Raw genomic sequence first — 23,907 nt, forward strand, 5'->3', positions numbered from 1 at the left:
GATATAAATGAAAGTTAGTCAACTTAATATCGAAGATATCAAAACTTCCCCACTTATATTAATAGGTATAGTAGTTTCCTTATCATTTATGATATTTTTTATTATATGGTGGTATAATAATGATAATAATAAAGATGCAACTCAAACACATGTAATTTTGCAACAAAAAATAATAGAATATTTGGCTGATAATTCTAACCAAAAAATTAATCTCAAAGAAAAATTTGGTACGAACTTTAAAGGAATCAAGTTAGTAGGTATAGATTTAAGCAACGCTGATTTAAGCAATACTGATTTTAGTGATGCTATATTATCCAGGGTAAAATTAAATAATGTTAATTTTCAAAATGCTATATTAATAAATACCATTATTCAAGAAAGTGAAATCAATAATACCGATTTTAGTAATTCCAATATGAATGGTATTCAGCTGCAAGATTCTTCATTAATATCTTCTAATTTTACTAAAGCAAACCTGAATTTTGCAGAGCTCCAAGAAGCAGATCTAACCAATGCTAACTTAGAAAATACATATTTAAATAATGCAAACTTATATAAGGCAAAATTGCTTGGTGTAAATTTTAAAGATACATTATTACAAAACGTAGATTTGAGTTATGTTGATTTAAGTGCAGTAGACTTAAGTGGGCATAATTTATATGGGGCTATATTACGTAATACCAATTTTACTAATGCCAATTTACAAAAAATCTTTTTAGAAAGTGCAGATTGCAAAGGAGCAACTTTTAAAAATGCTAAAATTGATAATGCCAATTTAGCAAGTACTGAATTGCAATATACTAATTTTGAAGGTGCTACCTTAAGATTTACCGATTTAAGCAATGCGGATATAACTGAAGCCAATTTTCAAAATACAAATTTGCAAAGTGCAGTCTTAAAGTTTGCTATAATGAGTGAAATAAATTTGAAAAATAGTAACCTGACCAGAGCAATATTATCTATGAGTACTATTTATAAAGCAAATTTGGAAGAAGCAAATTTACAAGGTGCCATCTTAGATCATATAGATGGTGATAATGCTAATATGGTAAAAACTAATTTAACTCTAGCATATCTAGGTAATAGTAGTCTTGAAAGTGTTAACTTAAGCTTTGCTACAGCTAATTTAGCAAATTTTCATCATACTTTGCTAAGAAATTCTAAACTGAATAACACCTCATTAATAGGAGTTAATTTCACTGCATCACAGCTAGAAAACACTAATTTTTTTGAAGCAAATCTTATAAATGCTATATTAAATAGTACATTTTTATGGAAAACTAAATTTACCAATAGTAAATTAACAGGTGCATTATTTAGAGGAGCGAATATTAATAACGCTGATTTTACTAATAGCACTATTTATACGGCAAATTTAAATAATGCTATAATTATTAATTTAGATAATTCTCAAGCTGTATTAATACCTGCTAATTCAGGAGCAATTACATCCATTAGTGAGTTAGAAAAATTAATACAAAATGGCAAAGAACTATTGGGTTTAAATCTTTCTTCGTTAGATTTAGGAAATATTAATCTTTCTGGAGTTAATTTAAGTGATTCTGTTATAAAATCTACTAATTTAAAAAATGCTCAGTTTATAGGCACCGATTTAACTAATACAAGCTTTGAAAACAGTAATTTAGAGCAAGCCAATTTTCAAAACGCTAATTTACATGGAGCAATTCTAAAATATACTAATCTAACAAAAGCCAATTTTAATCAAGCAAACTTAAGTTTTGCTAATATTGAAGGAGCTCAAATAACAGATGCAGATTTTTCTAAAGCACTTATTTATAATACTAAAGGAATAGTTGACAAATAATTTTTGTTACAAATTCTTTATTTTGCTTATTAATAGCTTCTTAGCAATACTGTTACTTTAGGTTCTGTGAAGGTTTCTCAACAACTGTTTTCTTAGCACTTTTTGGCTGCAAAAAAAGCTTTTATTGCTTGAAATATATTAATATTCCTTCGAATAAAAGCTATTTTTTCGCTCAAAAATTTGCTAAAAACCATATTTTTTAGAAAACTTCACAGAACCTAGGTGTACGGTTTCAGTAGTTGATGGTTAGGATTAATTCTAAAATTATTAGCATTTTGTGTGTAACAAGTCAAGATCATTTCAAAAGGCGTTTTTCTAGCAATAGAAGAAAGCCTTTTAGCATAATTATAAGCCATAACAAAAGCTTGTAGATGACTATCTAACTCTTCTCTACTAGTATAATGATACTTCTTAGTAGTAGCTTCTTTTATAGTCCTATTCATTCTTTCTACTTGACCATTGGTACTTGGACTATAAGGCCTTGTTGTGCGATGCCTGATACCGTAATCTTTACATTTTAGATCAAATCTATGTCTTGCTTTAGGAGCTCTGTACCTGGCTAAACCATTGTAAGCAAATTGAACACCATTATCAGTTAATATGGTATGTATCTTAAAGGGACAGCTACTTACCAAGTTATCAAGAAAATTAACTGTAGTATCGCCATTGCTATTATTATGCAGCTCAACATAAGCAAATTTACTCACTCTACATATTGCCACAAATATGTAAAATTTTCCCTCACCAATTCTTACTTCTGTGATATCAAGATGCATAAATCCTATTTCATAAGCCTTAAATTTCTTCTTCTCTTTGATATTATCTTCTTTGGGTAAACAAGATAAACCGTACCGTTTAAGGCATCGGTAAAGATTTGAACGAGTTAAATAAGGTATTTCTTTAATAAGTGCATCAAAGCAATCATCCAAAGGTAATTGCGTAGACTTACGAAAAGCAATAATCAAAGCTTCATCTTCGGGCTTCAAAATAGTAGTTGCTTTTTTAGGAGCATTAGAGCGATCTTCTACTCCTTCTTCTTTTCTTTGACGCCATTTTATCACAGTTTTAGGGTTAATATTATATTGTTCACTTAATTCTTTGATCGTAGCTTGCGATCGCTGTAATTCTTTTCTAATTGCGTGCGTAGTCGTGGCGCAGCCATGTAATATTTGTCCCACAATTCCTCCAAATTAATTATATCCCTAGCTCTTATTATATACTCTTTTTTTCTTCCATCAACCCTTGAAATTGTACATCTAGTATATTAATTAAAATCTTTAGTAACAGACCCGCATGACCTTACTATATTAAACCTTATTGAACAATCAATAACAGTACCCGACAACCAATCTACTGAAACAACTCCAGAAACAGTAGCAAATGCAACTCAAACTAATGAAGTAATGCCAGAAGTATCCCTCAGCGGTGAAATTTCAAACATACATAGTGAGTGATAATATTTTCTGTGAGCTTCTGTTTTCATTTACCTATGTTGCAGGAGGCAGTTTATTCAAAAGCCCTGTCTGTTATGATCGATTTATCCAAATTATTCCTTAACTTTTTGTACCTCTTGTGATGATGTTCCACTACTTAAGTGGTAAAAAAAGTCGAATACTTTATTCAAAAAGCTTTATGGCCAAGGTTTACAGCTCATTACCTATCTCATGATGACACTATTTAAAGTAATAGTTTAAATATGAGCAGCATAATCATGCCAAATACTAAGCGAAACTATCTCAGCAGAATCCTTCTTGAAAGTAGTATTGATTCTAAAAGGACTCGTTGCTGGTTTTGCTTTAGTTTTTTTCTTTAAAAAACCTTTAATAGTGATGTGTGGCAAAAATCTTTTTTTAAGCACTGAAATTGTCTTACTTGGAACCGAAGATCCAATCTTTAAATTATGCTTTTCTATGAGCTCATATTTCAATTTTTGATAAGATAAATCATTATAAGCACAACTTAGATCCCAATCATTTTTTGATAATAAAATAGGTAAATTTTTATCAACTATTTTCAATGGCTTTTTATCTAAATTTATTATTAAGTCTTTCTGAGCATGAATATCCGCAATATACTCATTCATTTTCCATAATATATATTATACGACTTATATAAAAATAAGTAGATATTTTTACGCTTGACATTTGACTATTTTATATATTTAATACATTCAGTTTTTATCAGGAGTGCTCATTTGTAGGCTAAGAATCAAATCAAACTTGATCTGGTTAATACTACCAGCGGAAAAAATACAAGAGTTATCTCTTTATATTTAATTCGTAAAATAACTATAAGCTATTAAGGATTTTTATGAATCATTCAGATAGAGCATGGAATTTTTCTTCTAAAATTATTGATTTAATTAAATCACATCCTTTTAATCAAGAATTAATGCGTGGCGTATTACCAAAAGATAAGTTTTCCTACTATATACAACAAGATGCTATATATTTAAAGGAATATTCAAGATCTCTTGCTATCCTTGCTTCAAAAATGCCTGCTGAGTATATTAGTCATTTTTTACGTTATGCAAGTAATGCATTTATTGTTGAACAAACTATTATACATAAGTTTTTCCAAGAAAATCTTAATCTTTATAAACCGTATAATGCACAGGAATTGTCTCCAGCAACATTTAGCTATACTAATTATCTATTGCAAGTATGTTCTATCCAGCCGGTTGAAGTAGGAATTGCAGCAATACTTCCATGTTTTTGGATTTATTACGAAGTAGGATCATATGTTGCCAAAAATTCTAGTAAAAAAAACCGATATAAACGCTGGATTGACAATTATAGTGGAGAAGATTTCTTAGAGTCTGTTAATGAAGTAATTGAAATTTATAATATTATGGCAGATAAGGCAAGTAGTGATATTCAGCAAAAAATGCTAAATGCATTTTATAATAGTAGCTGTTTAGAGTGGCACTTTTGGAATGATTCTTATAATCACTCTAAATTTGATGATATTAGAAATATTTAAAGTTCGCTAGGCTATACACCTCTAAGAGTGTTAAGGGTCCTATAGTACCAAAATAAGTAAATTACTTGATATTTATTTTCTGATTCTTTTATCACAGCTATAAAGAGCTTTTTAGCATCCAAGTTTGTTTATCATGGGCTCTAGAACGCTCTACAGCTAAATCAAATACTGATTCATTTTCTACTTGTTTTGCCTCTTCCATTACATTCGCTAAACAAGAAAGAATTGTTAACTGCCCTTCTACTAAATCTTTAATCATCGTTTGACTATCTGCTTTGTCATACCCATCTTTGATAGTATTATATTTTGCATAGGCACTAAAAGACGCAGGTACATGAAAATTTAAGGCACGAATTTGCTCTGCAATCATATCAATAGCATCAGCAAGCTCTTTATATTGATCTTCAAATAACAAATGCAATGAATGAAAATTAGGACCAGTAACATTCCAATGATAGTTTTGAGTCTTAATATACAGAGCATAGCTGTTGGCTAGTAATGTTAATAATGAGGTATATAATTTACTATTATCTATCATACTTTTTCTCCTATAGCTTTTTTTACGGGTTTTAAAATTTGATCTATTAAAGGTATTTCAAGAGAAGTAACAAAATTACGGAGCTCATTACGTGCAGCTATGTGTGACATGTTTAATTGTATATTTAATATTTTATAATTATTATCCCTAATATCAAGCAAGGTAAGCCCATGTAAGAATAACTCTCTAAATATTACTCTTTCTCCAAAGCCTGGTATTATTCTAAAGCCAATACGCTGCGATAGTTTTCCTAATATACTCCCTATATTACGCTTGTTTTTAGCATTAAGGTTACTTAATCTATTACGCATTACTACCCAATTAATGCTGGTTTCACTACGTTTAGCTTTAACCATTTTTTGTTCCCAAACCATCTGGCTATAAATTGCTGGTTGCTCTATTTTATATTGATCAATGCTCACTTTAGCAAGCACATCTAAATCTACAAAACTGTCATTTATTGGGGTAATAATTGTATCAGCATATGAGTGAGCAATTCTTGAAAGATAACTATTACTTCCAGGAGTATCTATCACTATGAAATCATTATTTTGTGCTTTATTAATTAAATTAACAAGTTGTATCTCTTCTTCTTTTTCTTTCTCTGGTATATGTAAATTTTTGCTTTCCGTAGTGATATAATGTTCTGGAAGAGGTAAAGATATATTTTTCTTAATACAAGTGTTTTTACGATTTTCAATATATCTTGATAATGATAATTGACGACAATCTGTATCTATACTAGCCACCTTAAAACCTAGCCACAATAAACTGGAAATTAAGTGCATAGCAGAAGTGGTCTTCCCTGCCCCACCTTTCTCATTGCCTATAGTAATTACATGTACCATTTTAATCCTTTATATAAATGGCTGGGAGACTTGGATTCGAACCAAGGTTAATGGAGTCAGAGTCCATTGTCCTACCACTAGACGATCTCCCATATAACAATAATATACATTATTTACAATACAAATTCAATTAATCGCCAGTTACAATACGATCAACCAATTGCTTGACTGTAGGAACAAAGCCATTTTTGTAAAATGGATCTGTAGCAAATTTATACGCATTATGACCAGAAAACATCAGTTGATTTTCTACATCACCATTTAAAATTATTTCTTGTAAAGTTTTTTGTATACAAAAACTTCTAGGATCAGCCCTTTTGCCAGTATTATAATCACCATGATCAGCCCAATTACTGAACTTACAAGCACTAAGACATCCCATACAATCAATTTGATCTCTTAATATTTCATCCGACTTTGCAGCTGTAACAAAAATAAGAGTTGAATTTGGAGTTTTCATAGCTTCAGTATAGCCATTATTCATCCACTTCTCTGCTTTAATCTTATCATCCAAACGTACATATACAGGACGCCCTCTTGGTCCAAGCGCTAAGCTAGCATTATACATATCATCTTCTGTAGTGACATATTCTATCTGACGTTCATTACGTTCTTGTAATTCTTGGATAAAATTATTGCGTACTGCAGATGAATAAAATCCTGTAGGACTAAATCTATTAAGAAAAATATCACCCTCTTTTAAAGTTAAAAGCTTCTTTTTCCATGCCTCTGGCACTGGACTTTCCTTAGTTAAAATTGGTCTTGTACCAAATTGAAAAGCTATAGGCCCTACGTCTTTATTATCAAGCCAGCTATTCATATCCCGTAAATACCACACCCCTCCAGCCATAACTATCGGGACATTATTTAATCCAACCTCATTCATAAATTTACGTAATTCTACTATCCTTGGGTATGGATCTTGAGGTTTTTCTGGATCCTCATTATTAGATAAACCATTGTGACCACCTGCAAGCCAAGGATCTTCATATACTACCGCACCAAGTAAAGAAGAAAATTTTTCATATGATCTTTTCCATAAAGCTCTAAACGCTCTCATAGATGAAATAATGGGATAATAATATACCTGATACTTAGCCGCTATTTCTGCTAAGCGATATGGCATTCCAGCTCCACAAGTAATACCATTGATCAATCCTTTTGCACCTTCAAGCACACCATGTAGAATCTGCTCTGCACCGCCCATTTCCCACAATATATTCATATGTATGCAGCCTGATGAACCACCTATATCACGAGCAATACGTGCTTGTGTAATACCACCTTGAATACCATATGCTATCAATTCATCATGTTTATCTTTCCTAGTTTTACCATGATATACTACTGGAATAACGTTACCATCTTGATCATATGAACATGCATTAACACCAGAAAATGTGCCTATTGCATTACTTGCAGCAAATGCACCTGAACTATGTCCATTACTTGCACCTATACCTTTACCACCTTCAATAATTGGTAGTAGCTCTTTTCCAGATAATATTACTGGTTTTAAATTAATAGCCATATCTAGATTATCTTATACATATTACGAGTTAAAACAATAGTCTAAAGTTATATACCTAAATTTTAAAATATAGCAAAGGCAATTTAAATATTACTTTGTTATTCGTCGCTCACGTAGTATTTCTACGCTTCTCTCCTTACTCCTAGTATTATTTAAATTGCCTTTGCTATTATGGTATATAAACGCTCTTTCCTACAACTTATAAAAATAATATTTACAATATAATCAGTAATATTATAAATACAACGAAAATTGACAAACTACTCAAATAATTTTGTAGTTTATGTAAAATGTATCAAAATATATAATACCATTTTCCATTTAAAATTAGCAACAATCTATTATACTATTTTCTTTTTATCGCTTCCCAAGCTACCATTCCTGCGCTTCCTTTTTTTTTATTACTGGCTCTTAAAATTACTACTAAACAAGCTTTTTAGCTGCTTAACGTGTGTAATATCATAAATATTTATTTCTTGCTTAAAATTTTGATTAATTTTTGTGCCTTTAGGCATAATAACATTTTTAAAACCGAGCTTTATAGCTTCTTTTAACCTAATATCTGGATAGCTCACGTTACGCACCTCCCCTCCTAAGCCTATTTCTCCAAATATAATCGTTTTTTCTGGTAATATAATATTTGTGGCAGCTGAAATTAATGTTGCAGCAATAGCTAAATCTGCAGCTGGTTCTAATATTTTTAACCCCCCTACTATATTAAGATATACTTCTTTATCGCTTAAATTTAAACCATATCTAACTTGTAATACTGCAATAAGCATAGCCATACGGTTAATATCCCATCCTACTACAGCTCTTCGTGGCATAACCATAGTAGAAGAAGAAATAAGTGCTTGCACTTCCACCATTAAAGCTCTAGTACCTTCAATTGCAGCCAAAACTGATGAACCACTAATATTTCCATCCATATTTGATAAAAACAAAGATGAAGGATTGGTTACCTCTATTAAACCAACCTCAGCCATTTCAAAAATTCCTATTTCTTTAACGCCTCCAAAGCGATTTTTTGTGGCACGAATAATACGAAAATTATGTCCTTGATCTCCTTCAAAATATAATACTACATCTACCATATGTTCTAAAACTTTAGGTCCTGCCAAACTGCCTTCTTTAGTAATATGACCAACGAATACGATAACTATATCTAATTTTTTTGCTAAGGTTATAAACTCATGAGCTGTAGATCTAATTTGAGATACCGTACCAGGGTTGGAGGTAAATTCCTCAATATACATCGTTTGTATTGAATCTATAATAACTAATTCTATATTATCCAGCTTATTTAAGGTATGAACAATTTCAGTAGCATTAGTCGCAGATAACACATGCAATGGGGAGTTTGCAAGTTCTAACCTTTTTGCTCTTAATCTAATTTGTTCAACTGATTCTTCGCCTGAAATATATATGGATTTTGTACCTTCCAATGAAAGCTGTGCCGCAAGTTGTAACAGCAATGTAGACTTACCTATACCAGGTTCTCCACCAATTAATATAGTAGATCCCCTCACTATTCCTCCCCCGAGTACTCGATCAAGTTCTACAATTTTACTTTTAATTTTTGAGACTTCTATGTCTTCTTTGCTACTTAAACTATTTAATAATAGAGCGTTGGGAGCAATATTAGCCGTTTTAGTATTACGAGCTGGCGCTACCTCTTCAACTAGACTATTCCATGCACCACAATCTATGCATTTTCCAATCCATTTCTTTGCAATTGCTCCACATTCATTACATACAAACTGTAAAGAGGTTTTATTAATATTCTTGCTTAACATCATAATATTATATATAAATACTAGAATCCTAAAATTTATACTAGATGATTATCAAGTTACATGAGAATTATTATTTCAGCAATAGGAAAATTGTCCAAAAACTCTGCAGAATATAATATTATAAAGGAATATATTACACGTATTCCATGGAATGTTACTATCAAAGAGTTCGAAGTAAAAAATACGAATAATGTAACTAAAGAAGGTGAGTTATTACTTAAATCCATAGATAAAAATTATAAAAAAATTGTCCTAGATGAAAAGGGACAAATGTTTTCTAGTAATGAATTTGCAAAATTTATTACTAATATTCAACTACAAGAAAGTAAATTGGCCTTTATTATAGGTGGTGCTTATGGTCATAGTAAACAGGTTATGGATGAAGCAGATCATATAATTTCTCTAAGTAAAATGACCCTTACCCACATTATGGCACGAGTATTTTTAATAGAACAAATTTATAGAAGTTATACTATCAATTCTAATCATCCTTATCATAAAAAATGATAGAAAGACTATATTATAGTCAAAGTACTTGGCACTTGAACAGCGTCGTTCGTCATTCTCCTGCTTTCTCTAAGCTTTGATTGCTCACTCCTTGTGTAATGCTCAAATACTTTAACTATGGATCTTAGAAAATTAAAGTTTTTCTGAGATGCATTAAATATTACCCATTATTAATATCATGGCTTGTGGTAGTTGTACCTACAAAACACATATTTATACAATGAACATTTGGAGGAAAAAAAGTATTAATATCATCCACAAAAATAGTTTCCATTGTAGAGCGTGGATATACATTCATAAGATGTAAATCTTCAGGACAAGGAACATGAGTGGAATTTAATATTGTTAGACCAGAGTTTGTAACTATTTTAAATCCAGGATAACCACCTTTAGGTTGGAAAGAATCATAATCACCTGTAGTGATTTCTTCCATATGCTTATCTAATGACGTTTTTAGATTTACTGAATAATTGCTTATATTAAGAGTATAATTCTTGCCATGACAATGGATAACTTTATTGGTTAACTGGGTTGATTGTGTTGGTATTACAGACATGATAATATCTCCTTTTAATTGTTGAGTTAGTTAGCAAAATATTATGCAGCTTCAATATCATTGCTTTCCATGATTATTCCTGAAAAACATACGTTCATACATTTCACATTTTCAGGAAAAAACAGAATAGTATCATCGTGAAGAACTGCTTTTTCTAGCTTAGAACGCGAATATATATCAATAAGATGTAAATTTTGAGGGCACGTAATATCTGTTGAATTTACTACTAATGTACCAGCATGGGTACTTACTTTAAAGCCCATATAACCATTAGGTTTTGGTTCAATAAAGTGACCTGCTCTGAGTTCTGCTCTAAAATTATCTATATCTTCTCTTATATTCTTGGGATAACTACCCTTAAGAATAATGTATTCCTCACCATTACATTCTATAACTTTACTTCTTAACCGATATGTATATGCTGGTATTATGGACATGATAATAGCTCCTCTTAAATTTCATTTACCACCTCTATTTTTATTAATAAATAAGTAGTGATATAATTAAAATCTAATGAAAAAAGCAATGTTAATCTCAGTATTTTCATTAGTTACTCCTGCAAAGCATAAATTCATACACTTAATGTGTTCAGGAAAAAAAGCATTAGTGCTATTAGTAATTACATGTTCTATTTGAAAACGTGAATATACATTAATAAGATATAGATTTTCAGGACAAGAAACCTCTGTTGAATTTACTACTAATGTTCCAGAAGAGGTACTTATTTTAAAACCTGTATAACTACTTGGTTCTGGATCAACATACTTACCTTCTCTCACCTCTTGTATGTGCTTATCTAAATATTCTTGCATATTTGCTGGATAATGATCTGTTCTCACAGTATAATAATGACCATTACAATATATAATTCGATCCATTATTTGCTTATATGCTTCACGCATTATAGCCATCCTAATAGCTCCTGTTTATTTTGTTTGATTATATGGATTCAAATATCATTGCTTTCATTAGTTACTCCGGCAAAACATAAATTCATACACTTTACATGTTCAGGAAAAAAAGGAGTAAGATCATCTACAATACTTTCTAATTTAAAGCGTGGATATATATTAATAAGATAGAAGTCTTCATGGCACGGAACTTTAGTTGAATTTACTACTAACACACCATGATTGGTCTCTATTTTAAAGCCCATATAAACGCCTGGCACTGGCTCAGTAAATTGATCTGATCTCACTTCTTGTATATGATGATTTAAGTTTCTTTGTAGATGTACTGGATAATCATCTGTTGTAATAGTATAATGCTTACCGTTACAATGTATAACTTGATTTAATATAGTTTGAATTGTAGCCATCTCATCTCTCCTTCTATACTCAAAGTTCAGTGATAACTATTATCAATCTTATTAGTAAAATAGTTAATTTTTTATTAAAAAAATAGTTAATAAGTTAATTAAATATATTTATTACGCTTACTATATATAATTATTTTGTAAGGATTTTTATACTGGAAATGCAAGCATCATAGTAGACACTCTTGAATGCCTGTTATTCAAAAGTATAAACCCTATTTGCAAGAGCTTATTTTTATGCTATTTACATTTTTATTATCCATATTTTAGTAAGTAATTATAAAATTTAAAAGGTTTACATGTTTATAATTAATTTAACCTACATAAAACCACTTGAAGTAATTGATCAACTTTTTGAAGCTCATAAAGAATTTCTAGAGCAGTATTATAATTCGGGTCAGTTTTTAATTTCTGGTGCCAAAAATCCTCGAATTGGAGGAATAATCATAGCAATTGGTTCTAATAAAAAAGAATTAGAAAAAATTATTCAGCAAGACCCTTTTATTAAAGAAAAAGCAGCTACCTATGAGGTTATTGAATTTATCCCAAGAAGATTTAATCATGTATTTGATAGTATTAAAGAGAAATTATAGCATATAACAAAAATGTTAATCATTAATAGAAACTAGAGAGAGTAATCCCTACAATTATTCTTACTTGCGGACAAAAAATGTAAGTAATGAGTAAGAAATTAGGTCATACCCGTGTAAACGGGTATCTAATGAGCTGGAACATTACTAGATTCCGCCTGTATGGGAATAATCACAGAAAATATACAGACCGGATAAATCTAAGTAAACAATAAGTTATACGTACACAAACTCAAATGTTTTTGCATATCTTAAATTAAATTAGATTAACTCAAGAATAATGTTTTAATAATAAAATTTTCTTCAAGCTATTTAATATGTCTTTTCTTTGATAGGGCTTTTGTATACAGTCGACAATACCGGCTGTAAAAGCCTTTTTAATTTCAGTATCATCGTTTACACCTGTTTGTAATAAAATAGGTATATTACACAATTTGGGATTGTTTTTAATTTTATATATTATTTCAAGACCACTAATATCAGGCATCATCAAATCAAGTAATATTAAATCTACTTCGTTAGAATGAGACTCAAGATAAATTAAAGCATCCAACCCTTTATCAATTGTAGTAATATTATAATTACTATTATGTAATATGATTTTCATGCTCATTAAACATACTTCTTCATCATCAATAATTAATATATTCATCGGATAGTTTTGTAAATGTTCATCCTCTAAAATTTCTTCATTATTTATAGATTTTAAATTAGAAATTTTATCTTGATTAGTTGGTATAATAAAAGAAAAAGTAACACCTCTATCTTTATTGTTTTCGGCCCACATCACACCATCATGTGCTTGAATTATAGCTTTAGATACTGTCAGTCCAAGTCCTGTGCCTCCAGCAGAAGTTTTAGTTCTAGAACTTTGGACAAAGGGTTCAAAAATACTTGCTAGTTCTTCATCTGGTATACCAATACCACTATCTTGTATAGAACATTGAAAAGCTTTAAGTGTAATACCATTATTACTAGATAGTACAGTTTCTTTTAATTTAATATTAATTTTTCCAAATTCCGTAAATTTTAAAGCATTGGCTAACAAATTCCTAAAAACTTGTATAATATATTCTTTATCAACAATAGCTATAGCTAGTTTTACATTACTACTAAAACTAATTGTTATTTTCTTATCAAATAAATAAATTGCATGAAACTCATATATTATATCATTAATTAAAGGTACTAAATCAACCACTTGCCAAGCTAATGTAACTTTATTAGAAAAAAACTTTGAAACATCTAATATGTGACCAATTAAATTAAAAAGACGTTCTGCATTTTCTGTCACTTTACAAGCTAAGTTATATTTTTCCTCATCACTAAAATTATCCCAATGGCTTGATAAACCTTGTGATAAAGCAGTAATACCTTGTATTGGCGTTCTTACCTCATGGCTAATATTATTTAAAAATTCTGTTTTTGCAGCAAGTGCTTTTGTTAATTGTGCCGTACGCTCTTCAATTTTGTGTTCAAGTTCAGCATTTATCTTTTGTACTTCTGCGTTTGCCTCCAAAACTTCAAGCTTTAATTTTTGCTCTTGTTTTAAAGTAGACTTCATTAATTCTAAAGTATCTACTACATGAGCTGTTTCAATGCTATTAGGTTTAGGTAATGTAATATTCAAATGACCTGTAGAAATTAAACGTGCTTTTTCAGACAAAATCATAATAGGATTAACTATTTGTGTACTAAAAAAATATAAAAGTGCTAACAAAAAGCAGCATATTACTATAGTTTTTAGCATTTCAGGCAATACTATATGATTAAATTCCTGGTTTACGATAACTTTGCTTCTACCAAGTAAAATGATATAAGGATAATCTTTTATTTTGCTGTAATAATCAAAAACTTCATTTCTATATTCAATAGGTTTAGGCAATAAGCCAAAAGATAAATCCTGAATAGAAGTTAAATAGCTATCATTGATTGCTAATTCGTTATTTACATCCTGAATATAAAATGAAGATGAGGCAACTATTTTAAAATCATCAGTTAATAATAAAAAACTTGTATCGCTATCAATGGTTTCAATAATGTCATGTGTTAATTGAGCAATATTAATTCCCAAAGAAATAGTACCAATAAATTTGTTTTGTTCATTCGTAATACCATAACCTACAGGAATAATACTATAAGTTTTTACAGGATCAACATTACTAATGGGCGCATCTGGACTAGAAAATACTAGCGTCCATGGATGCTCTGGAGCTGTTTTCATCCATGATCTATTATGTTCGTTAATAATCAGTGGAGGATCAAAAGTGGTGCCAGTGGAATTGGCAATAATTAGGCCATTGGAAGTAGTAAAATCAAATATACTTAAATTTATTACCTCAAGTAATACGCTTGTAGATGCAAAGGTATCATACAAAATTGTAGCCACTTCTTTAGGAGATATTGATGGAAGTTTTTGTATTTTTTTACCAGCTAAAAAGCAAAAATGCGATATATAATAAAAATTTCTTTCTATAAAATTACTAATTCTGACTTGGTCTTCGTTATAATGAGCTAGCTTATCTTGCTGTATTGAACTATAATGAAACCAACCAACCACAAAAGATAATAATAAAATCATTAATGGTGCTATAAATACGAAAAACAGATATTGTTTATATATAGATCTAATTTTTAGCACTATTTTCTCTTTTAAAAAGGTTTTAGCAGTAAAATATATATTACATATTATTAAATAACTTATTATTTAATAAGTTTCTACTAAAAGATTCAACTATCTTTTACTATCTGAGTATATAGTAGTATAATGACTAAATGTAAATTAGATAATACATTTTAAAATTGCTTAGGAAAACATTATTAAATAACGTTTTCCTAATTTTCAAGTTTTTATAATATAAATTATATATTTGAAATGCAATTTTTATATTTTTATTGCATAGAGCTTTCTACCTGAATATTGGTAAGAGATTGCTTAATATAACGATTTTCATACTTCTTAGATAAGTTAGTTATTGGCTCTTGATGGTCAAAATATAATGGATCAGAGTGATAAACTGGATCTATACGAAATGCTTCAAAAGCAGCAGCAATATTACCTACAATTTTTGATGAATTATCACCAAATAATTCTGATATATGTTTAGCATATACTTGCGTATTTAAGCTTATTAAATTAGTCAAAATTGAAATTGGCTCTATTTCGGATAATAGCAAATCATAATATTTTTTTAACTCAGGCATAAAAAACAGTATATCAGTTGATTTTTTTAATGTTTCAGAAGCCTGATACCCAGGATAAATTTGCTTTAGAGTATTAAATAAATTTTCTGCAAATTCTAGATTATTCTGGTGTAACATAGCGTTTAAATTTGCCACCATTGAAATAATCTGGCGATATTCTGGGTCCTTATAATCATGTTTTTTTATAATATTTTCTACCTCAAGATTTTTTAAAAGTTTTAAATCTTCTTGAGATTGCCAAGCCATACTAGCTAAACGTAATTTATCAAGAGTTCCGTCATTGTTATATGGCCTTAGTTCTTTTGGAAAATTTAACCATACTATAGACCAATCTGTTAAAGCAATCCCAATAGCAGTTTTTACTATAATATCTCTTTGTGTAGACGAATTTCTATATAATTTAATAAAATCTTCTGTACCTAATTCTTTCATTGCAATATCAGGGCCTACATTTAATCCTAAATAATGCCTAGATAATTCATCGTCTTGAACCTTAGTAATAGCACGTAATTTAGGCAAAGGCATAAAAGATACATTGGATTTATTACCCAAAATAGTTGCTCGAGAAGAAAAATTACTAGCATCAACTATGGTATTATGTGCACCTATACCATATAATACTGCAGTAAGTTTACCATATCCATGGCCAATATCATATAGAAATTCATATGCCTTAGAAGAAAGATCTTTATATTTTTCTAACAAAATATACATACTCTCTTCAAAAATTTCTTTAAATATCAATTCTTTGCAACCTGTACTAAATTGTTTTTCCAATTTCCATAATAAATCATTTTCTGTAGAGGCTAAATTACGTTTAACATTACCTTGAAAGGTTTGCTCCTGGCAATTTCTACTCTCCCCTCCTCTTTCAATATCACCTCCTGCTCCTCCAAAATAATTATATTGAATTCCATATTTGTCAGCTAAAGCACGTTGCAATTGTATAGATTTATCTACTGAATGGAGTGCAGAGGTACCAGATTCACGTTCAGAATCACTAAATCCTACCATGCTCTCAATCCTAATTTGTTTAAGATATTGATCTAATTCAGGATTTGCTCTGCGACGTTCTACAAAATAGTTAGGTCCTTCTTTAAGTAAACTTTTAATACCACTAATATCGGGAATAGCTAATAACTCTTGCAATTTACTTTTACCATATTGTTTTATTTCAGCCTTTATAGTTTTTATAAAGAAATTTTCAATTTTATATAGTATATATTCATGTATAATGGTTTCGCTATGTTCTAAATCTTTCATAGATTCAATTAAAGGCATAGTAACAATTTTATTATTATAGTTAAAAATATTAAGTAAAAAATCCTGAATAAACAAATCCGAACAATGTTCTGTATTAGATATAATGCTCTTCTGAATTATTTGATCATTATTACAACTGATATTATTTCTCCATAATTCACGATGTACTTCTTGATTTAAAGGAATTTTACTATCACTTGGAAAGGATTTTTTCTTTTTTAGATATGCATATGACTCCTCATCTTTTAAATAATATCCTGTTTGAAATTTATACTGTATTAGATTCAAAATTGAATTACTGTTTGTAGAATTATTTAATAATTCTTCTAATAAACAGATTTTTTCTTTTTCTTCTAATTCAACAAATGTTTTTTCTTTTAGAAATTGGGTAAAAATAATAGAATTAGAAACATCTTGATTTAATTTTAGATCTTCTAAAATTACTGTTATAGCTCTTAGATTGGTATAAGATTTTTGCCTAATATCTGCGCGGCCCATACCCATGCCAAAATTATTCACTAATCCAGTGAAAACATATATAGAATCCTGATATGATTTATTGTTTTGTAAAATACTGTGCTTGTTATTTATTCTATCTAAAGTAGTTAACAATAACTCACTGGTTAAATAATAATCTTTACATTCTTGTTCTATTTCACTTACCGCTTCAAAATGCTCTATATCATTACTCACACCCTGAATATGAGATTCTAGCTTGTTTATTTGTTGTTCTAAATTTAGCTTTTTATCTTTTATAGAATTGATTAGGTTATTATATTCTTCAATTATGATATGATCTTTAACTGTATCTAAATAAATTAAAATATTATCTTTAATATATATAATATATTGCTCCATTGATGTTGTTCTTCTTTTTAATAAAGCATATAAAGTACGGTCTGGCGTCACTTCATCGTTACCATCTGCATCAAAACCTGCCCAACCTCCACCTTGCAAAAAGTTATTTCCTAATTTTGCAGCCATAATATTATCTAAAATTACAAGCTGCTCTCTTGAAGCTGTAGGATAATAAGTTTTTATTGCTTCTCTAAGGCGTTTTATGAACTGTGGATAAACATTAAATACTTTTTGTAGCATTATCAAATCACGATCTATCTCTTCCATAACCGATCTTTTGTTTGAAGGGGTTAAAGGATTATGCCACAATTCTCCAATATATTTTTCTAAATCAGCTTTTGTTGTATTATTATTAATATTGGATAAAGCATGATTAGCATGTTTCGATAAAGGATCAGTAGGATGTTCAGTAAAAATCAATCCTACATGTATATTTTTTAGGTTATCAAGTAAATTATCTAAGGGCATATGTTGATCAGCTAGATTTTTAATAGTGTCAAAAATAGTTGCAGCTATTGTTTGAGCAGTTGATATATCATCACTTGTATTAAATTCTTCATTATGCTGAGTGTAATTTTTTTGCCTTTTTATAATAGGCTTTCTTGCAGCTAACTGTATTCTATTTGCTATATAATGTAAGAGTTTTTCTAAATTTGGATCCTGATTATTTAATAAAGAATCTAGCATTCTAGTTTTTTCATTAAAATTAGATAATTTATGATATTTTTCATATAATTCCTTAGTAGTAAATCCTAATTTATTTGCTTCATTCATTACATAACTATCTAATATTCCAATAAGTGTTTTTTCTTTACTGAATACAAATCCTTAATATTTGCAGTTTTCATATATATCCTATTAACATTAATAATAATTATATGTTTGTAAGCATATAAAAGAAATAGTTAAAAAATCGTTTATACTTTCCCCTGTTATAAAATTTATTTGCTATATGGGATTATTAACAAAGTATTTTTAGATAAAATTAGATCAAAATACTGCTAATAAAGATTTTATTAACAGTAGCATACATATAAGGTTTGCAATTTATAACGAAGAGTGCATTAATAATAGATATCTATAGTGAAAGCAATTGACTCTTGATACAAGGAATAACGAGTAACACCGTACTCAAATTCAAATATTTTTACTATATCATTTTATAGCAAAGGACATAATTAGGATGTGTAGATGAGTGATCAAGAAGATCCTTCACAAAAAACTGAGGAACCTACGGAACAACGTCTAAAGGAAGCATTTCAAAAAGGACAAATACTAAGTTCGCGTGAAGTAACTCATTTCCTGATTCTAATTATCTTTACCATGATTATTGCTTGGTTTTCTCCTATAATTGGAAGTATCGCTAAAACTAATTTTTCTCTATATATAGAAAATTCTTACCAAATTCCTTTGGATAAAAATAATTTAGGACATGTTTTAATAAAAGTATTAAAAGATTTATCCCTCGTCTTAATAATTCCTTTATTATTAATTGTAGTCACTTCTATATTTTCATCTTTTATTCAAAACCAAGGTAGACTACCCCTTGCTACAGAAAAAATTATGCCTAAATTATCTAATATATCTCTTATTACAGGGTTTAATAAGTTATTTTCTTTTAGAAGTTTAGCTGAGTTATTTAAGTCAGTGATCAAATTAATTTTATTAACTTTAATTTGTTTTTTTTCAATCAAAAAATATCTTATAAAATTAAGTATTTTACATGATTACAGTATAATATACATTATATCATTTTTATTATTTTTAATTATAAAAATGATGATAGGTATATGTATTTTCATGCTATTTGTAGCTTTATTTGATTATTTATATCAACGCCATGAATTCTATAAAAATATGCGTATGTCTAAACAAGAACTAAAAGATGAATATAAGAAGAGCGAAGGAAGTCCAGAAGTTAAAAGTAGACTTAAAAAAATTAGAATGGAACGGGCTCGTAAATTGATGATGAAAGCAGTAAAGACAGCGGATGTTATTATTACAAACCCAGAGCATTTTGCTATTGCATTACAATATGACATATTAACTATGCAGGCTCCTAAAGTTGTAGCTAAGGGAAAAGATCATATGGCTATGCAAATACGTAAAATTGCAGAAAAACATGACGTACCTATCGTTGAGAATCCTCCACTTGCAAGAACATTATATGCAGTAGTTGAAATAGATCAGTATATACCAGTAGAACATTATCAAGCAGTAGCCGAAATTATAAGTTATGTTTATAAATTAAAAGGTAAATCACCAAATAATTAACCGAGACTTAGCATATATTTTTCTTCTATTGATGATATTGGTTTTTTATAATATAATTTTATGGTATAATCTAGGTTATAGTAAACTAAGTTGTATTTGGGAATTACACTACCAGACAAAAAATTGTAAGAGAGGCTATATATCAGATATACTCTTTTTTGTTATTACCGCAAAAGCGGTAATCTAGTAATGTTCAAGATTCATGAGATACCCGCTTTTTTGGGTATGGTATAATTTCGGTTCATTACTTACATTTTTTGTCTAAGAGTAGAAAAAATAGTAGGAGAGCTTTGAATTAACTGCGTCCCGAGTTCAAGTGAATTTGCTATGGGCTGTTAACAAAGTATCTATTAGCTAGTCTCATAGATGGTAGATAAAATTTAGTAGAGTGTTATATGAAAACATTTTTAAAATTCTTAGTGATTATCTTTCTTCCACTGTCTTTTTCTAATCCATTAAAAGCATCGGAATTATTACAAGATGCAGAAGAATTAGTAAAATCGACTTGGACTACCTATAAAAACTCTGAGTATGGATTCGAATTTAGTTACCCTGATAGTTTACATACTAGCTCAGAATTTCTTACTTCTTCTCATATAACAGATAAATGGTCACATGATGCTGAATATAGTTTAGGTACAGGTACAGCAATAGTAAGTGTGCCAGTATTAATAATAAATAATACAGAAGATGTTTATCCCAAATATTTTTGGACAGAAGTAAGAATTGGCATTAGCAATAACCCCAATACTGTTAAAAATTGTGTTCTAAGTACTGAAAACTCTCCTTCAAATAGTTCGCTTAATATTAATAATGTAAATTTTCAAGTATTTAATATAGAAGAAGCTGGCATGATGCAATATGCTAAAGGCCTAAGTTACCGTACTGTACACGATAATAAGTGCTTTGTAATTGAACAAATTAAAGCAGGTAGTAATAGAATGTCAAATCCAAACCCTCAAGATATATCAGATAAAATTCTAGAAAGTTATTATTATTTAACGGGAAAAATTATTAAAACTTTTAAATTTATAAATTAGAGATTACCTGATTATAGTTTAATTGAATACCTGTTCTCACTACTGATGTCTGTAGGGAAAAATCTAATTATACCATTCTATTAAAAAATTAATTATAGTCAAAATAGTTTAAGTTTGATACTAAGTGCATGAAGAGCAAAGGGAATTTAACATTACGATGAGTAAGAGACAAAGCGTAGAAATGCTATGTTAGCAACAAAGTAATATTTAAATTTGCTATATAGGATTCTGAAAGTCTTTAAATGAAATAAACTGGCAAAAATATTTAGACGATTATTGATATTTTTCAACTAAGTTTAAATATAAAAAATAAAATAAGAAAATAAAAAGAGGATCAGAGGATCAAATGATAAAAGCTGACGAATAACAAAAATCAACGTATGAATTAATATACATATTACTCAATCATTTTTAACCAGTCTTCTTCAGTTAATATAGTAGTACCTGAAGCTCTTGCTTTTGCTAGTTTACTACCAGAATTTTCTCCGGCTATTAAATAATCTGTTGCTGAAGATATGGTATTAGTTACTTTAGCGCCTAAAAGTTCTGCTTTTTCTTTTGCAATATTACGGCTCATAGCTTTAAGATTCCCAGTAAATACTACAGTTTTACCTGATAACTTAGTTGTTTGGGTTTTAAGTTCTAAGATAGTTACAATTTTAGATAGTTTTTCTACAATGATTCTATTATTTTCCTGCTGAAAAAAAGTATAAATTGCATGGGCAGTTTTACTCCCTATCCCATTTATTGATAGAAGTTCGATAAATTCTTCCGAGAAATCATCTTGTATTATGAGCATTTTACTAAACCAGTTATCAAAATTTTGGTAATATCTAGCAAGTAGTTTTGCTGTAGTTTCTCCTGTATGCCTAATTCCTAAGCTATATATAAATTTATCTAAAGTAATATATTTGGCCTTATTTATAGCAGAAAATAGATTTTTAACAGATTTTTCTCCCCAATCATACATCAAATGGATAGGATTTTCTGTATGATTATTGTATTCCTCAAGCGAAAATATATCAGCGGGATCTTTAATTATTCCTAATTTATAGAAAAATTTTATTTGTTTATCTCCAAGTCCTTCAATATTAAAAGCATGTCTTGATACAAAATGGCATAAATGTTCTACCACTTGATCAGCGCAGGATAAACTATTAACACAGCGTGTTACTGCTTCCCCTTCCTCCTTAATCACTTTGCTTTTACATGATGGACAAAATTCTGGAAAAATAAAAGCTACACTATCTTTGGAACGCAAATTTTTATCTACCTCTATTATTTGAGGAATGACATCACCGGCTCTTTGAATGGTTACAGTATCATTTTCTCTTATATCTTTCCGCTGGATCTCATCACGATTATGCAGAGTTGCACGCGATACCATCACTCCTCCAATATTCACAGGAACTAATTCTGCTACAGGCGTTAAACTACCTGTTCTTCCTACTTGAATAGTAATTTGCTTTATAACTGTTTTCGCTTGTTCAGCTGGAAATTTATGAGCTATAGCCCATCTTGGAGTGCGTGCTATAAAACCTAATTTTTCTTGTAAGCTAAAGCTATTTACCTTATAAACCACCCCATCTATATCATAGCTTAAAGAGCTTCTAATATTATAAAGATTGGTATAGAATTCCATCATTTCTGCAAGATTTTTGCATAATGCAAGCTTAGGATTAATTTGAAATCCATATTTCTTTAAAAGTTGAAGAGCATCCCATTGATTATTTGGTGCTGTATTATCTATATATGCCAAAGAATAAACGAAATATTTTAGCTTACGCGCAGCAGTAATTGTAGAGTCTAGCTGTCTGAGGGATCCAGAAGCAGCATTTCTAGGGTTAGCAAAAACAGGGAGACCTTCTTTGGCACGCTGACTATTAATAATAGCAAAAGTGTGATGATCAATATATATTTCCCCTCTGACTTCAAGTAGTTCTGGTACATCCCCTTCTAAATGATGTGGAAAATCTATAACAGTTTTAAGGTTTTCGGTAATATCTTCTCCAACAAATCCATCTCCACGTGTTGCTCCATAGATAAGAGATTTATTTTGGAATTTAGCTGAGAATGAAACTCCATCTATTTTAGGTTCACATATCATTTCAGTAAAACTATTTAAAGAAATATTAGGTTTTTCATTTTCTTGACCAACATCAGATAGCAACTTTTTATGGATCCTATCAAGAAATTCTTGTATATCTTCTTCTGAAAAGCCATTACTTAGAGAAAGCATTGGTTTGGTGTGAGTTATTTTAGCAAAATTTTCTGCAGCAAGCGCACCAATTTTAAAAGATGGACTATCTTCACGTATTAAATTTGGAAAACGCTTTTCAATATCATTATTACGCTTCACTAGCTTATCATATTCAGCGTCACTAATTTTGGGGTTACTATATTGAAAATAAAGAGTGCTATGATAGGATATTTCTTTTGCTAAACGTTCTAATTCTTGAGTTGCCTCAACTATGGTTAATAATTCAACAGATTTACTTTGAGCTGAAATTTGTTGATCTAAAGATAATTGTTCCATCATATAGTATACTTAAGTTAATACATTACTTTAATAACACGTGAGACAAAAATAGTCTATACTCTTAATATAAACCATCTTTAGATTTTTATTCCTAGATAAATTCAAAATAATATGATATATTATAAAAAATTAACGCTTAAATGCTAAACATCTTTAATAAATCTGCAATGAAGGTTTCCTAATATTACAAAAATGTTATCAAAAGGTTAATTTACTTGCATAAATATTATATTATGCATAT

Annotated in this window: 19 protein-coding genes and 1 tRNA gene; 6 read left to right on the top strand and 14 right to left on the bottom strand. The window is 29.5% G+C overall.

Annotated elements, in window-relative coordinates:
• Window positions 1–7: 7 nt before the first annotated feature.
• The gene (pipB2, locus tag NOVO_08585) at window positions 8–1,825 is read left to right on the top strand and encodes a Pentapeptide repeat protein (protein ID AIL66037.1); all 1,818 of its coding nucleotides are present in this window, start codon (window positions 8–10) and stop codon (window positions 1,823–1,825) included.
• A 218-nt stretch (window positions 1,826–2,043) separates the two neighbouring features.
• On the opposite strand, the gene NOVO_08590 is transcribed toward pipB2, so the two are convergent.
• Window positions 2,044–3,003 carry an Integrase core domain protein gene (locus NOVO_08590; GenBank protein AIL66038.1) on the bottom strand — a complete coding sequence of 320 codons (960 nt, stop codon included), beginning with the start codon at window positions 3,001–3,003 and terminating at the stop codon, window positions 2,044–2,046.
• 512 nt (window positions 3,004–3,515) lie between these two features.
• On the bottom strand, window positions 3,516–3,908 hold the full coding sequence (locus tag NOVO_08595; GenBank protein ID AIL66039.1) for a hypothetical protein: 393 nt from the start codon (window positions 3,906–3,908) through the stop codon (window positions 3,516–3,518).
• A 227-nt stretch (window positions 3,909–4,135) separates the two neighbouring features.
• On the opposite strand from NOVO_08595, the gene tenA reads away from it, so the two are divergent.
• On the top strand, window positions 4,136–4,807 hold the full coding sequence (tenA, locus tag NOVO_08600) for a Thiaminase-2 (protein AIL66040.1): 672 nt from the start codon (window positions 4,136–4,138) through the stop codon (window positions 4,805–4,807).
• Window positions 4,808–4,904: 97 nt separating this feature from the next.
• On the opposite strand, the gene mrgA is transcribed toward tenA, so the two are convergent.
• The 5 genes from mrgA to NOVO_08625 all read right to left on the bottom strand — a co-directional run bounded on the left by mrgA (window position 4,905) and on the right by NOVO_08625 (window position 9,523).
• Window positions 4,905–5,345, bottom strand: a complete 441-nt coding sequence (mrgA, locus tag NOVO_08605) for a Metalloregulation DNA-binding stress protein (protein ID AIL66041.1) — start codon at window positions 5,343–5,345, stop codon at window positions 4,905–4,907.
• Window positions 5,342–6,193: a Chromosome partitioning protein MipZ gene (locus NOVO_08610; GenBank protein AIL66042.1), complete on the bottom strand. Its 852-nt coding sequence runs from the start codon at window positions 6,191–6,193 to the stop codon at window positions 5,342–5,344. Before NOVO_08610 ends, mrgA begins: the two co-directional genes overlap by 4 nt.
• A gap of 18 nt (window positions 6,194–6,211) precedes the next feature.
• Window positions 6,212–6,285, bottom strand: a tRNA-Gln gene (locus NOVO_08615).
• A gap of 38 nt (window positions 6,286–6,323) precedes the next feature.
• Window positions 6,324–7,724, bottom strand: coding sequence for a Nitronate monooxygenase (locus NOVO_08620; GenBank protein ID AIL66043.1), 1,401 nt, complete (start codon window positions 7,722–7,724; stop codon window positions 6,324–6,326).
• A gap of 401 nt (window positions 7,725–8,125) precedes the next feature.
• Entirely contained in the window at window positions 8,126–9,523 is a 1,398-nt protein-coding gene (locus NOVO_08625; GenBank protein AIL66044.1) for a DNA repair protein RadA, read from the bottom strand.
• 57 nt (window positions 9,524–9,580) lie between these two features.
• Here NOVO_08625 and rlmH point away from each other — a divergent pair, with 57 nt between their 5' ends.
• Window positions 9,581–10,027: a Ribosomal RNA large subunit methyltransferase H gene (rlmH, locus tag NOVO_08630; GenBank protein ID AIL66045.1), complete on the top strand. Its 447-nt coding sequence runs from the start codon at window positions 9,581–9,583 to the stop codon at window positions 10,025–10,027.
• 160 nt (window positions 10,028–10,187) lie between these two features.
• Here the strand turns inward: rlmH and NOVO_08635 are convergent, their stop codons facing one another.
• From NOVO_08635 to NOVO_08650, 4 genes are all read right to left on the bottom strand, one after another.
• The gene (locus NOVO_08635) at window positions 10,188–10,583 is read right to left on the bottom strand and encodes a hypothetical protein (protein ID AIL66046.1); all 396 of its coding nucleotides are present in this window, start codon (window positions 10,581–10,583) and stop codon (window positions 10,188–10,190) included.
• A 41-nt stretch (window positions 10,584–10,624) separates the two neighbouring features.
• Complete coding sequence (locus NOVO_08640) at window positions 10,625–11,020, bottom strand: hypothetical protein (protein AIL66047.1); 396 nt, start codon at window positions 11,018–11,020, stop codon at window positions 10,625–10,627.
• Between the two features lie 66 nt (window positions 11,021–11,086).
• A complete protein-coding gene (locus NOVO_08645) occupies window positions 11,087–11,494 on the bottom strand; it encodes a hypothetical protein (protein AIL66048.1) in 408 nt (135 codons plus the stop codon).
• Window positions 11,495–11,532: 38 nt separating this feature from the next.
• Complete coding sequence (locus NOVO_08650; protein AIL66049.1) at window positions 11,533–11,901, bottom strand: hypothetical protein; 369 nt, start codon at window positions 11,899–11,901, stop codon at window positions 11,533–11,535.
• Between the two features lie 296 nt (window positions 11,902–12,197).
• Between NOVO_08650 and NOVO_08655 the strand changes: the two genes are divergently transcribed.
• Window positions 12,198–12,491, top strand: coding sequence for a YCII-related domain protein (locus NOVO_08655; GenBank protein AIL66050.1), 294 nt, complete (start codon window positions 12,198–12,200; stop codon window positions 12,489–12,491).
• 268 nt (window positions 12,492–12,759) lie between these two features.
• Here the strand turns inward: NOVO_08655 and evgS are convergent, their stop codons facing one another.
• Window positions 12,760–15,069 (bottom strand): Sensor protein evgS precursor, encoded by a 2,310-nt coding sequence (gene evgS, locus NOVO_08660; GenBank protein AIL66051.1) that lies wholly within the window; start codon window positions 15,067–15,069, stop codon window positions 12,760–12,762.
• Window positions 15,070–15,380: 311 nt separating this feature from the next.
• Window positions 15,381–18,587: a phosphoenolpyruvate carboxylase gene (locus tag NOVO_08665; GenBank protein AIL66052.1), complete on the bottom strand. Its 3,207-nt coding sequence runs from the start codon at window positions 18,585–18,587 to the stop codon at window positions 15,381–15,383.
• A gap of 417 nt (window positions 18,588–19,004) precedes the next feature.
• Here NOVO_08665 and flhB point away from each other — a divergent pair, with 417 nt between their 5' ends.
• Window positions 19,005–20,087, top strand: coding sequence for a Flagellar biosynthetic protein flhB (flhB, locus tag NOVO_08670; protein AIL66053.1), 1,083 nt, complete (start codon window positions 19,005–19,007; stop codon window positions 20,085–20,087).
• 395 nt (window positions 20,088–20,482) lie between these two features.
• Window positions 20,483–21,127 (top strand): hypothetical protein, encoded by a 645-nt coding sequence (locus tag NOVO_08675; GenBank protein ID AIL66054.1) that lies wholly within the window; start codon window positions 20,483–20,485, stop codon window positions 21,125–21,127.
• 397 nt (window positions 21,128–21,524) lie between these two features.
• Here the strand turns inward: NOVO_08675 and ligA are convergent, their stop codons facing one another.
• Entirely contained in the window at window positions 21,525–23,666 is a 2,142-nt protein-coding gene (gene ligA / locus NOVO_08680) for a DNA ligase (GenBank protein AIL66055.1), read from the bottom strand.
• Window positions 23,667–23,907: the final 241 nt, after the last annotated feature.

The sequence above is a fragment of the Rickettsiales bacterium Ac37b genome, from assembly GCA_000746585.2.
GTDB lineage: Bacteria > Pseudomonadota > Alphaproteobacteria > Rickettsiales > Arcanibacteraceae > Ac37b.

Excerpts from the sequence above, each read along its gene's own strand:
- mrgA (AIL66041.1), bottom strand. The coding sequence starts at position 5,345 with ATGATAGATAATAGTAAATTATATACCTCATTATTAACATTACTAGCC.
- NOVO_08625 (AIL66044.1), bottom strand. The coding sequence starts at position 9,523 with ATGATGTTAAGCAAGAATATTAATAAAACCTCTTTACAGTTTGTATGT.
- ligA (AIL66055.1), bottom strand. The coding sequence starts at position 23,666 with ATGATGGAACAATTATCTTTAGATCAACAAATTTCAGCTCAAAGTAAA.
- NOVO_08675 (AIL66054.1), top strand. The coding sequence starts at position 20,483 with ATGAAAACATTTTTAAAATTCTTAGTGATTATCTTTCTTCCACTGTCT.
- NOVO_08640 (AIL66047.1), bottom strand. The coding sequence starts at position 11,020 with ATGTCCATAATACCAGCATATACATATCGGTTAAGAAGTAAAGTTATA.
- NOVO_08650 (AIL66049.1), bottom strand. The coding sequence starts at position 11,901 with ATGGCTACAATTCAAACTATATTAAATCAAGTTATACATTGTAACGGT.
- rlmH (AIL66045.1), top strand. The coding sequence starts at position 9,581 with ATGAGAATTATTATTTCAGCAATAGGAAAATTGTCCAAAAACTCTGCA.
- NOVO_08645 (AIL66048.1), bottom strand. The coding sequence starts at position 11,494 with ATGGCTATAATGCGTGAAGCATATAAGCAAATAATGGATCGAATTATA.
- NOVO_08610 (AIL66042.1), bottom strand. The coding sequence starts at position 6,193 with ATGGTACATGTAATTACTATAGGCAATGAGAAAGGTGGGGCAGGGAAG.
- pipB2 (AIL66037.1), top strand. The coding sequence starts at position 8 with ATGAAAGTTAGTCAACTTAATATCGAAGATATCAAAACTTCCCCACTT.
- flhB (AIL66053.1), top strand. The coding sequence starts at position 19,005 with ATGAGTGATCAAGAAGATCCTTCACAAAAAACTGAGGAACCTACGGAA.
- evgS (AIL66051.1), bottom strand. The coding sequence starts at position 15,069 with ATGATTTTATTATTATCTTTTGTGGTTGGTTGGTTTCATTATAGTTCA.
- NOVO_08595 (AIL66039.1), bottom strand. The coding sequence starts at position 3,908 with ATGAATGAGTATATTGCGGATATTCATGCTCAGAAAGACTTAATAATA.
- NOVO_08665 (AIL66052.1), bottom strand. The coding sequence starts at position 18,587 with ATGAATGAAGCAAATAAATTAGGATTTACTACTAAGGAATTATATGAA.
- NOVO_08620 (AIL66043.1), bottom strand. The coding sequence starts at position 7,724 with ATGGCTATTAATTTAAAACCAGTAATATTATCTGGAAAAGAGCTACTA.
- tenA (AIL66040.1), top strand. The coding sequence starts at position 4,136 with ATGAATCATTCAGATAGAGCATGGAATTTTTCTTCTAAAATTATTGAT.
- NOVO_08655 (AIL66050.1), top strand. The coding sequence starts at position 12,198 with ATGTTTATAATTAATTTAACCTACATAAAACCACTTGAAGTAATTGAT.
- NOVO_08635 (AIL66046.1), bottom strand. The coding sequence starts at position 10,583 with ATGTCTGTAATACCAACACAATCAACCCAGTTAACCAATAAAGTTATC.